Source organism: Achromobacter veterisilvae (assembly GCF_900496975.1).
GTDB classification, from domain to species: domain Bacteria; phylum Pseudomonadota; class Gammaproteobacteria; order Burkholderiales; family Burkholderiaceae_B; genus Achromobacter; species Achromobacter veterisilvae.
The window spans coordinates 34,643-47,473 of the sequence record NZ_UFQC01000024.1; the positions used below are offsets into that span (position 1 = coordinate 34,643).

A 12,831-nucleotide genomic window follows, 5' to 3' on the forward strand; every position below is an offset into this window, starting at 1 on the left:
TCTTACAGTTTCGAGACGGCAACGTGTTGCAGCAGGGCCTCCACCGAAACGTGCATGACGTCGGTGAAGGGCTTGGGATAGATCCCCATGTACAACACCGCGATCGCCATCGCGCCAAGAATCACGAACTCGCGGCGGTTGATATCGGTCAGTTCGCGCACATGGTCATTGGCGACGTCGCCCAGGACCACGCGCTTGACCATCCACAGCGAATACGAGGCGCCCAGGATCAGGGCGGTCGCCGCCAGCAGGCCGATCCAGAAATTATGCTCGACCGCGCCCATGATCACCATGAACTCGCCGACGAAACCGCTGGTGGCCGGCAGGCCGCTGTTGGCCATCGAGAACAGGATGAAGAACGTGGCGAAGCGCGGCATCACGTTGACCACGCCGCCGTAGTCGGCGATGCGGCGCGAATGCATGCGGTCGTAGAGCACGCCGATACACATGAACATGGCGCCCGACACGAAGCCGTGGGAGATCATCTGCACGATGGCGCCTTCGACGCCGGCCGTGTTGAAGATGAAGAAGCCCAGCGTCACGAAACCCATGTGGGCGACCGACGAATAGGCCACCAGTTTCTTCATGTCGTCCTGGACGATCGCGACCAGGCCGATGTAGATCACGGCGATCAGCGACAGCGCGATCATCATGCCCGCCAGGCTGTGCGAGGCGTCGGGGGCGATCGGCAGCGAGAAGCGCAGGAAACCGTAGGCGCCCAGCTTCAGCATGATCGCGGCCAGCACGATGGAGCCGCCCGTGGGCGCCTCGACGTGGGCGTCGGGCAACCACGTGTGGACCGGCCACATCGGCACCTTGACCGCGAAGGCCGCCAGCAGCGCCACGAAGATCAGGATCTGCGGGGTGTAGCCCAGCTTGGTCTGCTGCCAGGTCAGGATGTCGAACGAACCGCCCGAAGCGTTCCACAGGTACACGAACGCGACCAGCGTCAGGAGCGAGCCCATCAGGGTGTACAGGAAGAACTTGAAGGCTGCGTACACGCGGTTCGGGCCGCCCCAGACGCCGATGATGATGTACATCGGGATCAGCGTGGCTTCGAAGAACACGTAGAACAGCATGCCGTCCAGCGCGCAGAACACGCCGACCATCAGGCCCGACAGGATCAGGAAGGCGGCCATGTACTGGGCGACGCGGCTGGTGATGACTTCCCAGCCGGCCAGCACCACGATGATCGTGATGAAGGCGGTCAGGAGCACGAACCACATCGAGATGCCGTCGATGCCCAGGTGGTAATTGACGTTGAAGGCCTCGATCCAGGACGCCTTCTCCACGAACTGCATGGCGGCCGTGGAGGAGTCGAAACCGGTATAGAGCGGGATCGTGACCAGGAAACCGGCGATCGAGCCGACGAGCGACAGGCCGCGCGTCAGGCCGGGACGGTCGTCACGGCCCACCGCCAGCACCAGCAGGCCGAATACGATCGGAACGAAGATCGCAAGCGTGAGCCAGGGGAAAGTGTTGGATGCCATCTCGCTTGCCATCATTGGGGAATCAGCACAAAGAAAGTCACCAGCGCCATGATGCCGATGATCATCGCGAACGCGTAGTGATAGATGAAGCCGGACTGCAGGTGGCGGCTGACCGCTGCCACCCAGCCCACCACACGGGCGCTGCCGTTGATCAGCAGGCCGTCGATGATGCCGCGGTCGCCGGTCTGCCACAGGCCACGGCCCAGGCAGCGCAGGCCGCGGGCGATGATCTGCTCGTTGACCCAATCCACGTAGTACTTGTTTTCAAGCACCTTGTTGACGCCGGACAGGCTGGACTTGATCGCGGCCGGGACCTTGGGATTGATCAGGTAGCAGTACCAGGCGATGACGGCGCCGGCCACGACCAGCCAGAACGGAGCCGTCTGGAAGGCGTGCAGGCCGAAGGCGACCCAGCCGTGCCATTCTTCGTGCAGTTCGTGCATGGCGGGATGCTGCGGCAGCACCTTGATGACGCCGTCGAAGAACTTGCCGAACAGCATCGGGTCGACCACCCAGGCGCCGATGACGACCGACGGGATCGCCAGCAGCACCAGCGGCAGCGTGACCACCCAGGGCGACTCATGCGGCTTGCCGCCATGATGGCCGTGGCCGTCGGGCTCTTCGTCGACGTCGGCCGCATGGTGATGGTGGTCATGGCCGTGGTCGCCGGTGTCGAAGCGTTCCTTGCCGTGGAAGACCAGGAAATACACGCGGAACGAGTACAGCGAGGTCACGAACACGCCGATCAGCGTCGCGTAGTAGGCGAAGGTCGCGCCCCAGACGTTGGCGGCGCCGGCGGCCTCGATGATGTGTTCCTTCGAGTAGAAGCCCGAGAAGAACGGAGTGCCGACGAGCGCCAGCGTGCCCAGCAGGAAGGTGATCCAGGTGATGGGCATGTACTTGCGCAGGCCGCCCATGTTGCGGATGTCCTGGTCGTGGTGCATGCCGATGATGACCGAGCCCGCGCCCAGGAACAGCAGCGCCTTGAAGAAGGCGTGGGTCATCAGGTGGAAGATCGCCACCGAGTAGGCCGAGGCGCCCAGCGCGACCGTCATGTAGCCCAGTTGCGACAGCGTGGAATACGCGACGACGCGCTTGATGTCGTTCTGGATGATGCCCAGGATGCCCAGGAACAGCGCGCCGATGGCGCCGATCACGATGATGAAGGACAGCGCGGTGTCCGACAGTTCGAACAGCGGCGAAAAGCGCGCGACCATGAAGATGCCGGCCGTCACCATGGTGGCGGCGTGGATCAGCGCGGAGATCGGGGTCGGGCCTTCCATCGAGTCGGGCAGCCAGGCGTGCAGCGGAACCTGGGCCGATTTGCCCATGGCGCCGATGAACAGGCAGATGCAGGCGACCGTCAGCAGCATCCAGTCCGAGCCGGGCAGCGTAAGGGCGGCCAGCTTGTCGGCCTGGGCGAAGACTTCGCCGTAGTGCATCGTGCCGGCGTAAGCGAACAGCAGGCCGATGCCCAGCACGAAGCCGAAGTCGCCGACGCGGTTGATCAGGAATGCCTTCATGTTGGCGAAGATCGCCGTGGGCCGCGTGTACCAGAAGCCGATCAGCAGGTACGACACCAGGCCCACCGCTTCCCAGCCGAAGAACAACTGCACCATGTTGTTCGACATCACCAGCATCAGCATGGAGAACGTGAACAGCGAGATGTACGAGAAGAAGCGCTGGTAGCCGGGATCGTCGGCCATGTAGCCGATGGTGTAGATGTGCACCATCAGCGACACCGAGGTGACCACGACCATCATCATGGCGGACAGCGGGTCGATCAGGAAGCCGATTTCCAGCTTGGTCTGGCCGATCAGGCTCCAGGTGTAGACCGCGCCGTCGAAGCGCAGGCCGTTGAGCACGTCATTCAGCACCACCACCGAACCGATGGTGGAGATGAGCACGCCCAGGATGGTGATCACGTGCGACGCGCGGCGGCCGATCGGGCGGCCCAGGAACCCGGTGCCGAAGAGGCCCGCGAGAATCGCCCCGGCCAGCGGCGCCAGCGCGATGAGCAAATAGAGGTTGGGTGAGCTAGACATTTTCTTCCAATACCCCGTCAGCCCTTCAGGCGATCGAGATCATCGACGTTGATCGTGTTCAGGTTGCGGAACAGCAGCACCAGGATGGCCAGGCCGATCGCCGCCTCGGCGGCGGCCACGGTCAGGATGAAGAACACGAACACCTGGCCGGCGGTGTCGCCGAACCAACTGGAGAACGCCACGAAGTTCATGTTGACGGCCAGGAGCACCAGCTCGATGGACATCAGGAGAATGATCAGGTTGCGGCGGTTCAGGAAGATGCCGAAGATTCCGATGGCGAACAGGATCGCCCCCAGGATCAGGTAATGGGCCAGCGTCAGCGTCATTTTTGTTCTCCTTGGGGCGCGGCGGCGGACGAGGCACCGATCTGCGACTGGGCGCGCTCGCTCTGGGCGGGCATGCTCACCAGGCGGAAACGGTCCTTGGCGCGCACGCGGACGGCGGCGACGGGGTCGTTGTACTTGGCGTCGCGGCGGCGGCGCAGGGTCAGCGCGATAGCGGCGACCATGCCCACCAGCAGCAGCGCGGCGCCCACTTCAATCGCGTAGATGTACTGGGTGTACATGGCTTCGCCCAGCGCGCGGGCGTTGTTGTAGTCGCCGGCGACCGGGGCTTGCGGGCCGGCGCCGTACCAGGTCGAGCCCAGCACGAAGGCCATTTCCAGCACCATGACCAGGCCGATCACCAGGCCCAGCGGCAGGTAGGTCTTCATGCCCTGGCGCAGCGCATCCATGCGGATGTCCAGCATCATGACGACGAAGAGGAAAAGCACCATCACGGCGCCCACGTACACCAGCACGAGCAGCAGCGCGAGGAATTCGGCGCCCAGCAGCATCCACAGCATGGCCGCGTTGACGAACGCCAGGATCAGGTGCAGGACGGCGGTGACCGGACTGCGCGCGGTGATCACGCGGAAGGCCGCGATCACCAGCACGGCGGCCAGTATGTAAAACAGGACAGTGGTAAAAGTCATGGATCAGACCCTGGGCTTCAACGATAGGGAGCGTCTTCGGCCCGGCGCTGGGCGATGTCGGCTTCGTAGCGGTCGCCCACGGCGAGCAGCATGTCTTTGGTGAAATACAGGTCGCCGCGCTTTTCGCCGTGGTATTCGTGGATGTGCGTTTCCACGATGGAATCCACCGGGCAGCTTTCCTCACAGAAGCCGCAGAAAATGCACTTGGTGAGATCGATGTCGTAGCGCGTGGTGCGGCGGGTGCCGTCGTCGCGCTGGTCGGACTCGATGGTGATCGCCAGCGCCGGGCACACCGCTTCGCACAGCTTGCACGCAATGCACCGCTCTTCCCCGTTGGGGTAGCGGCGCAGCGCATGCAGGCCGCGGAAACGCGGCGACGCGGGCGTCTTTTCCTGGGGGTAGCGCAAGGTGACCTTGCGCTTGAAAAAATACTTGCCCGTCAGGCGCATGCCCTTGAGCAATTCGGTCAGCATCAGGCTGCCGAAGAAATCCTTGATCGCTTCCATATCCTGCCTCTGCCTGGCGGCTTAGCGCCAAATGTTCCAGGGCGTCTGCATCCAGATCGCCACCACGACCAGCCAAACACCGGTCAGCGGGATGAAGATTTTCCAACCCAAGCGCATGATCTGGTCGTAGCGGTAGCGCGGGAACGACGCGCGGAACCACACGAACAACGAGACCACGACGAACGTCTTGAGACCCAGCCAGATCCAACCCGGAATCCAGGTCAGCGGCGCGATATCGATCGGGGAAGCCCAGCCGCCCAGGAACATGATCGACGCCATGCAGGACAGCAGGATCATGTTGGCGTATTCGCCCAGGAAGAACAGCGCGAACGCCATGCCCGAGTATTCGACCATGTGGCCGGCCACGATTTCCGATTCGCCCTCGACCACGTCGAACGGGTGGCGGTTGGTTTCGGCCACGGCCGAAATCACGTAGATCACGAACAGCGGCAAGAGCGGCAGCCAGTTCCAGGACAGGAACGTCAGGCCCTTTTCGGCGAACCAGCCGCGGTTCTGCACATGCACGATCTCGGACATGTTCAGGCTGCCGGAGACCAGCAGGACCGTCACCAGCACGAAGCCGATGGCCAGTTCGTACGACAGCATCTGGGCCGATGCGCGCAGCGCGCCCAGGAAGGCGTACTTGGAGTTGGACGCCCAGCCGGCGACGATCACGCCGTACACGCCGACGGACGTGATGGCCATGATGTACAGCAGGCCGGCGTTGACGTTGGCCAGCACGATTTCCGGACCGAAGGGCACGACGGCCCAGGCGGCCAGCGCGGGCATCAGCGTGACCACGGGGGCCACGATGAACAGCACCTTGTTGGCCTGGCTGGGGACGACGACTTCCTTGGTCAGCAGCTTGAACACGTCGGCGAACGGTTGCAGCAACCCCTTGAAGCCGACGCGGTTCGGACCCATGCGCACGTGCATGGCACCGATCATCTTGCGTTCCCAGTACGTCAGGTAGGCCACGCACAGGATGATGGGCACGGCGATGATCACAATCTTGATGAGGGTCCAGAGGACCATCCAGACCGTCGGGCCCAGCAATGCCGATCCCTGGCTCTCAAGAACATTAAGCCATTCCATCAGGCACGCTCCACGCTGATTTGACCGAATGCGCCACCCAGGGCCGCGGTGTTTTCAAAGGCAGCCGAAATGCGCACGGCGCGGTCGGCCACGGCATCGTCCTGCACGGTTTCGAGTTCGACGGCGCCTTGGGCGCCCGCGACGCGAACCTTGACCCCGGCCGTCAGGCCCAGGCTGGTCAACGTGCGGCCGTTCATGGCGGCAGCCGGCTTCTTCGAGGCCGGGGAGGCTTGCAGCGGCTCCGAACGGCGGACCATGGCGTCGGTGCGGTAGATCGGCACGTCGGCCACGCGTTCCAGGCCGGTCGCGGCCTGGCCCAGGCCCAGCGGCGCCTTGATGTCGTTGGACAGGCGGCTTTCGATGCCGCCGGCCAGCGCGACGTCGCGCACGGACTCGGAGGTTTCGTCGTCGAAGCCCGCCAGGTGCAGGACGTTGCCCAGCACGCGCAGGACCTTCCAGGCCGGACGCGTCTGGCCGAACGGCGAAACCGTGCCCTTGAAGCTCTGGGCCAGGCCTTGCGCGTTGACGAAGGTGCCCGAGGTTTCGGTGAACGGCGACACCGGCAGCATGACGTCGGCCCATTCGGCGGCGGCCGAACGGTAAGGCGTCAGGGCGACGGCGAATTGCGCGCCGCGCAGCGCGGCGATGGCCTGCTGGCCGTTGTCGGCGTCCAGCAGCGGCTCGGCGTGCAGGACCACATAGGCCTTCAGGGGCTCGGCCAGCATGGCGGCGGCGTTTTTGCCGCCCTTGCCCGGGATGGCGCCGGCCAGGTAGCCGCCGACGGTGTTGCCGCCGGAGGTCAGGAAGCCGAACTTGCCGCCGGCAAGATCCGCCACGGCGCGGCCGTTGGCGGCCAGGGTCGAGGCCTGGGCGCTGGCCACGGCCAGGTTGCCCATCAGCACGGCGGTGTTCGAGCCGGAAGCCAGGCTGGCCGCGATCATCTTGGCGTTTTCACCCGGGACGACCGAGGCGAACTCGGCCGGCACGGCCTGTTCCTTGGCCTGGGCCAGCGCGACGGCCACTTCGGCCAGCGCGCGCGCCAGCTCGGACGGCGCCACGGTGCTGCGGGCGGCCACGGGCATCAGCGGATCGTCCGCGGCGCTGTCGACCATCAGGATCTGCGTGCCGCGCTTGGCGGCCTGGCGCAGGCGCTGCGCCATCAGCGGGTGGTCCTTGCGCAGGAACGAACCGACGATCAGGACGCGGTCCAGGTTGTCGAGTTCGGCGATGGGCATGCCCAGCCACGGCGCGCCGGTCAGCGCGGCGTCGAAGGCCGGGTCGGTCTGGCGCAGGCGGAAGTCGATGTTCTCGGAACCCAGCGAGCGGACCAAACGGCCCAGCAGCGCGTATTCCTCGGTGGTGGCGTATTCGGAAGCCAGCGCCCCGATCTGGCCGGCGCCGAAGCTGTCGCGCACGCGCGACAGGCCCTGGGCCACGGCTTGCAGCGCGTCGGCCCAGGAGGCTTCCTGCCACTTGCCGTCGGTGCCCTTGATCATCGGGGCGGACAGGCGGTCTTCGCTGTTCAGGCCTTCGTACGAGAAGCGGTCGCGGTCGCTGATCCAGCATTCGTTGACGGCTTCGTCTTCGAACGGCACCACGCGCATGACGCGGTCGCCCTTGACCTGGATCACCAGGTTGGCGCCCAGGCTGTCGTGCGGGCTGACCGAACGGCGGCGCGCCAGTTCCCAGGTACGCGCGCTGTAGCGGAAGGGCTTCGAGGTCAGCGCGCCCACCGGACAGATGTCGATCATGTTGCCCGACAGCTCGGACTCGATCGAGCGGCCGACGAACGTCGTGATCTCGGAGTGCTCGCCGCGGCCCAGCATGCCGAGCTCCATGACGCCGGCGATTTCCTGGCCGAAGCGCACGCAGCGGGTGCAGTGGATGCAGCGGCTCATTTCCTCGGCGGAAACCAGCGAGCCCAGGTCCTTGTGGAAGACGACGCGCTTTTCCTCTTGGTAACGCGAGGAAGAGCCGCCGTAGCCCACGGCCAGGTCCTGCAACTGGCATTCGCCGCCCTGATCGCAGATCGGGCAGTCGAGGGGGTGATTGATGAGCAGGAATTCCATCACCGACTTCTGGGCGGCGCGCGCCTTCTCGGAGCAGGTGTGGACGACCATGCCATTGGTCACCGGGGTGGCGCAGGCGGGCAGCGCCTTGGGCGCCTTTTCCACTTCAACCAGGCACATGCGGCAATTGGCCGCGATGGACAGTTTCTTGTGGTAGCAGAAATGCGGCACGTAAAGCCCGACTTTCTGGGCGGCATGCATGACCATGCTGCCTTCGGGCACTTCGACCTTGTTGCCGTCGACGGTTAGTTCAACCATTGCTGTTCCTGAGACCTACAGATATTGCGGGACCACACAAGACTTGTGCTCGATGTGGTGCGCGAATTCGTCGCGAAAATGCTTGAGGAAGCCCCGGACGGGCATGGCGGCGGCGTCACCCAGGGCGCAGATGGTGCGTCCCATGATGTTGCTCGCCACGTTGTCCAGCAGGTCCAGGTCTTCCGGGCGGCCCTGGCCGTTCTCGATGCGGTGCACCATGCGGTAGAGCCAGCCGGTGCCTTCGCGGCACGGCGTGCACTGGCCGCAGCTTTCCTCGAAATAGAAATACGACAGGCGCAAGAGCGACTTCACCATGCAGCGCGTCTCGTCCATGACGATCACGGCGCCGGAACCCAGCATGGAACCCGCCTTGGCGATGGCGTCGTAGTCCATCGTGGTTTCCATCATGATGTCGGCCGGCAGCACCGGGGCGCTGGAGCCGCCGGGGATCACGGCCTTCAGCTTCTTGCCGCCGCGCATGCCGCCCGCCAGTTCCAGCAGGGTCGAGAACGGGGTGCCCAGCGGGATCTCGTAGTTGCCGGGACGCTCGACGTCGCCGGTGATCGAGAACAGCTTGGTGCCGCCGTTGTTCGGCTTGCCGACTTCCAGGTAGGCCTGGCCGCTGTTGCGGATGATCCAGGGCACCGCCGCGAACGTTTCGGTGTTGTTGATCGTGGTGGGCTTGCCGTACAGGCCGAAGCTGGCCGGGAACGGCGGCTTGAAGCGCGGCTGGCCCTTCTTGCCTTCCAGGGATTCCAGCAGCGCGGTTTCTTCGCCGCAGATGTAGGCGCCGTAGCCGTGGAACGCGTGCAACTGGAAGCTGTAGTCCGAACCCAGGATCCTGTCGCCCAGGAAGCCGGCGGCGCGCGCCTCTTCCAGCGCTTCCTCGAAGCGCTCGTAGACTTCGAAGATTTCGCCGTGGATATAGTTGTAGCCGGCGCTGATGCCCATGGCGTAGGCCGCGATCGCCATGCCTTCGATCACGATGTGCGGATTGAAGCGCAGGATGTCGCGGTCCTTGAACGTGCCCGGCTCGCCCTCGTCGGAGTTGCAGACGAGGTATTTCTGGCCCGGGAAGGCGCGCGGCATGAAGCTCCACTTCAGGCCGGTCGGGAAGCCCGCGCCGCCGCGGCCGCGCAGGCCGGACGCCTTGACTTCGGCGATCACGTCTTCCGGCTTCATGCCGGTGGTCAGGATCTTCTTCAGGGCTTCGTAGCCGCCGCGCTTGACGTAGTCGGCCAGGCGCCAGTTGGCGCCGTCGACGTCGGCCATGATCTGCGGCTGGATGTGCCGGCCGTGCAGGCACATCGAATTGGACAGGTCGTTCAGCGGGTTGGGGTCCAGCCCCTGCGCGAACTGCTTGTACAGGTCGGGCGCGTTCATGCCGACTCTCCTTGCGCCTTGAGGGCCGCGACCAGCGCGTCCAGCTTTTCTTCGGTCATGCGCACGCACATATGCTTGTTGTTCACGATCAGCACGGGCGAATCGCCGCAAGCGCCCATGCACTCGCCCTCGACCAGCGTGAACTGGCCGTCGGCGGTGGTCTCGCGGTAGTCGACACCCAGCTTGCGCTTGAGGTAGTCGCCGGCGCGCTCGCCATCGCGCAAGGCACAGGGCAGGTTCGTGCAGACGGCGATCTTGTTCTTGCCGACGGGCTTGACGTCGAACATGTTGTAGAAAGTGGCGACTTCCTGGACCGCGATAGGCGGAACGCCGATGTAGTTGGCCACATCTTCGATGATTTCGGTAGCCAACCAGCCCTTCTCTTCTTGCGCGATGGCAAGCGAGGCCATGATGGCGGACTGCCGCTGGTCGGCCGGGAACTTCGCGAGTTCTCGGTCGATTTTCTGGTAGGCCTGTTCGGAAAGCAGCATAGTTTGAATCCGGGTTATGCGGGCGTGCTCGTGACTGTCTGGGCGGATCAGCGATCGATCTCGCCGAAAACGATGTCCTGCGTACCAATGATGGTGACGGCGTCGGCGATCATGTGACCGCGCGACATTTCGTCCAGCGCTTGCAGGTGGACAAAGCCGGGGGCCCGAATCTTCAGGCGGTAAGGCTTGTTGGCGCCGTCCGACACCAGATAGATGCCGAACTCGCCCTTGGGATGCTCCACCGAGGCATACGCCTCGCCCGGGGGCACGTGGAAACCTTCGGTGAAGAGCTTGAAATGGTGGATCAGCTCTTCCATGTTGGTCTTCATGGCGGTGCGCTTGGGCGGGGCGATCTTGTGGTTCTCGATCATGACCGGGCCCGGGTTGTTGCGCAGCCATTCCACGCACTGGCGGATGATGCGGTTGCTTTCGCGCATTTCGGCGACACGGACCAGGTAGCGGTCGTAGCAATCGCCGTTGACACCCACGGGGATGTCGAAATCGAGCAGGTCGTAGACTTCGTAGGGCTGCGTCTTGCGCAGGTCCCAGGCCACGCCCGAGCCGCGCAGCATCGGGCCGGTGAAGCCCAGCGCCTTGGCGCGGTCGGGATCGACCACGCCGATGCCCACCAGGCGCTGCTTCCAGATCCGGTTGTCGGTCAGCAGCGTTTCGTATTCGTCCACGCAGCCGGGGAAGCGGTTGGTGAAGTCTTCGATGAAGTCCAGCAGCGAACCCGAGCGCGCGTCGTTCATGAGGCGCACTTCTTTGTCGCCGCGATACTTGCTGGTGTCGCCGTACTGCGGCATCGAGTCCGGCAGGTCGCGGTAGACGCCGCCCGGGCGGTAGTAGGCCGCGTGCATGCGCGCGCCCGAGACCGCCTCGTAGCAGTCCATCAGGTCTTCGCGTTCACGGAAGGCGTACAGGAACACCGCCATGGCGCCCACGTCCAGCGCGTGCGAACCCAGCGACATCAGGTGGTTCAGCAGACGGGTGATCTCGTCGAACATCACGCGGATGTACTGCGCGCGCAGCGGGGCTTCGACGCCCAGCAGCTTCTCGATGGCCATGACGTAGGCGTGCTCGTTGCACATCATGGACACGTAGTCCAGGCGGTCCATGTAGGGCAGCGCCTGGATGTAGGTCTTGTGTTCGGCCAGCTTTTCCGTGGCGCGATGCAGCAGGCCGATGTGCGGATCGGCGCGCTGGATCACTTCGCCGTCGAGCTCGAGCACCAGGCGCAGCACACCGTGCGCGGCCGGATGCTGGGGGCCGAAGTTGAGCGTGTAGTTCTTGATTTCTGCCATGATTTAACGCCCCAAGCCGTAGGAGTCTTCGCGGACCACGCGCGGGGTGATCTCGCGCGGATCGATCGTGACCGGCTGGTAGATGACGCGGCGTTGTTCGGGGTCGTAGCGCATTTCGACCGTGCCGGACAACGGGAAGTCCTTGCGGAAAGGGTGACCGATGAAGCCGTAGTCGGTCAGGATGCGGCGCAGGTCGGGGTGGCCTTCGAAGACGATGCCGTACAGGTCGAAGGCTTCGCGCTCGAACCAGCCCACGGCCGGCCAGCACTCCATCAGCGAGGCGACCACCGGGAACTCGTCGTCCTCGGCCCAGGTGCGCACGCGCAGGCGCCAGTTGTTCTGGATGGAAAGCAGGTGCACGGCCACGGCGAAACGCGCGCGGTGGATCTTGGCGTTCGCTTCCTCGGGCAACTGGCGGGTGCCGTTGCCCCACGTCAGGTAGTCGACGCCGCAGAGGTCGATACAGGTTTCAAAGCGCAGGCCGGCTTCGGTGCGCAGCTTGTTGCAGACCGAGAACCACTGTTGCGCGGGCACTTCGAGCGTCAGCTCGCCCAGCGCCTCGGTCAGCGCGATATCCGCGCCGAGGGTGGTCTGCAAATTGTTTTTCAGGGTTTCGAGCCTGGTCATCATCTTGTACGCTTAGGTGAACCGATACGCTGGCTTCGCGGGGCCGGCGGCAGGGACTGCCGCGAGGCTGGGCGAAGGTTCAGCGCGCAATCGTGTTGGTCAGGCGGATCTTGTTCTGCATTTGCAGCAAGCCGTAGACCAGCGCCTCGGCCGTGGGCGGGCAGCCCGGCACGTAGACGTCTACCGGTACGATGCGGTCGCAGCCACGGACCACCGAATACGAATAGTGGTAGTAGCCGCCACCGTTGGCACAGGAGCCCATCGAAACCACCCAGCGCGGCTCGGGCATCTGGTCATAGACCTTGCGCAGCGCGGGCGCCATCTTGTTGCACAGCGTGCCGGCGACGATCATCAGATCGGACTGGCGCGGACTGGGCCGGAAGATGATTCCGAACTGGTCCAGGTCGTAGCGGGCCGCGCCCGCGTGCATCATCTCAACCGCGCAACAGGCCAGACCGAAGGTCATGGGCCACATGGAGCCGGTCTTCGCCCAATTAAGGAACTTGTCGGCGCTGGTTGTGATGAACCCTTGCTTGAGAATGCCGTCTATAGCCATATTCGTCTCTGATAGCGTGCTGTGTAGGAGAAAG

Annotated in this window: 12 protein-coding genes; all 12 read right to left on the minus strand. The window is 64.5% G+C overall.

Annotated elements, in window-relative coordinates:
• Positions 1 to 2: 2 nt before the first annotated feature.
• Positions 3 to 1,505, minus strand: a complete 1,503-nt coding sequence (locus tag AVE30378_RS20790; RefSeq protein WP_129242870.1) for an NADH-quinone oxidoreductase subunit M — start codon at positions 1,503 to 1,505, stop codon at positions 3 to 5.
• The gene (gene nuoL, locus AVE30378_RS20795) at positions 1,502 to 3,535 is read right to left on the minus strand and encodes an NADH-quinone oxidoreductase subunit L (protein ID WP_129242872.1); all 2,034 of its coding nucleotides are present in this window, start codon (positions 3,533 to 3,535) and stop codon (positions 1,502 to 1,504) included. Before nuoL ends, AVE30378_RS20790 begins: the two co-directional genes overlap by 4 nt.
• A 17-nt stretch (positions 3,536 to 3,552) precedes the next feature.
• The gene (gene nuoK / locus AVE30378_RS20800) at positions 3,553 to 3,861 is read right to left on the minus strand and encodes an NADH-quinone oxidoreductase subunit NuoK (RefSeq protein ID WP_025137065.1); all 309 of its coding nucleotides are present in this window, start codon (positions 3,859 to 3,861) and stop codon (positions 3,553 to 3,555) included.
• Complete coding sequence (locus tag AVE30378_RS20805; RefSeq protein ID WP_129242874.1) at positions 3,858 to 4,508, minus strand: NADH-quinone oxidoreductase subunit J; 651 nt, start codon at positions 4,506 to 4,508, stop codon at positions 3,858 to 3,860. The genes nuoK and AVE30378_RS20805 overlap by 4 nt, the downstream gene beginning before the upstream one ends.
• Before the next feature lie 17 nt (positions 4,509 to 4,525).
• Positions 4,526 to 5,014 (minus strand): NADH-quinone oxidoreductase subunit NuoI, encoded by a 489-nt coding sequence (nuoI, locus tag AVE30378_RS20810; protein ID WP_129242876.1) that lies wholly within the window; start codon positions 5,012 to 5,014, stop codon positions 4,526 to 4,528.
• Between the two features lie 21 nt (positions 5,015 to 5,035).
• Positions 5,036 to 6,109: an NADH-quinone oxidoreductase subunit NuoH gene (gene nuoH / locus AVE30378_RS20815; protein WP_129242878.1), complete on the minus strand. Its 1,074-nt coding sequence runs from the start codon at positions 6,107 to 6,109 to the stop codon at positions 5,036 to 5,038.
• Positions 6,109 to 8,436 carry an NADH-quinone oxidoreductase subunit NuoG gene (gene nuoG, locus AVE30378_RS20820; protein WP_129242881.1) on the minus strand — a complete coding sequence of 776 codons (2,328 nt, stop codon included), beginning with the start codon at positions 8,434 to 8,436 and terminating at the stop codon, positions 6,109 to 6,111. Before nuoG ends, nuoH begins: the two co-directional genes overlap by 1 nt.
• Positions 8,437 to 8,451: 15 nt before the next feature.
• A complete protein-coding gene (gene nuoF, locus AVE30378_RS20825; RefSeq protein ID WP_129242883.1) occupies positions 8,452 to 9,819 on the minus strand; it encodes an NADH-quinone oxidoreductase subunit NuoF in 1,368 nt (455 codons plus the stop codon).
• Positions 9,816 to 10,310 carry an NADH-quinone oxidoreductase subunit NuoE gene (nuoE, locus tag AVE30378_RS20830; protein WP_043543414.1) on the minus strand — a complete coding sequence of 165 codons (495 nt, stop codon included), beginning with the start codon at positions 10,308 to 10,310 and terminating at the stop codon, positions 9,816 to 9,818. The genes nuoF and nuoE overlap by 4 nt, the downstream gene beginning before the upstream one ends.
• A 47-nt stretch (positions 10,311 to 10,357) precedes the next feature.
• Complete coding sequence (locus tag AVE30378_RS20835) at positions 10,358 to 11,614, minus strand: NADH-quinone oxidoreductase subunit D (RefSeq protein ID WP_129242885.1); 1,257 nt, start codon at positions 11,612 to 11,614, stop codon at positions 10,358 to 10,360.
• A gap of 3 nt (positions 11,615 to 11,617) precedes the next feature.
• Positions 11,618 to 12,244 (minus strand): NADH-quinone oxidoreductase subunit C, encoded by a 627-nt coding sequence (locus tag AVE30378_RS20840; protein WP_129242887.1) that lies wholly within the window; start codon positions 12,242 to 12,244, stop codon positions 11,618 to 11,620.
• A 76-nt stretch (positions 12,245 to 12,320) separates the two neighbouring features.
• Positions 12,321 to 12,797, minus strand: a complete 477-nt coding sequence (locus tag AVE30378_RS20845) for a NuoB/complex I 20 kDa subunit family protein (RefSeq protein ID WP_006217960.1) — start codon at positions 12,795 to 12,797, stop codon at positions 12,321 to 12,323.
• Positions 12,798 to 12,831 lie beyond the last annotated feature (34 nt).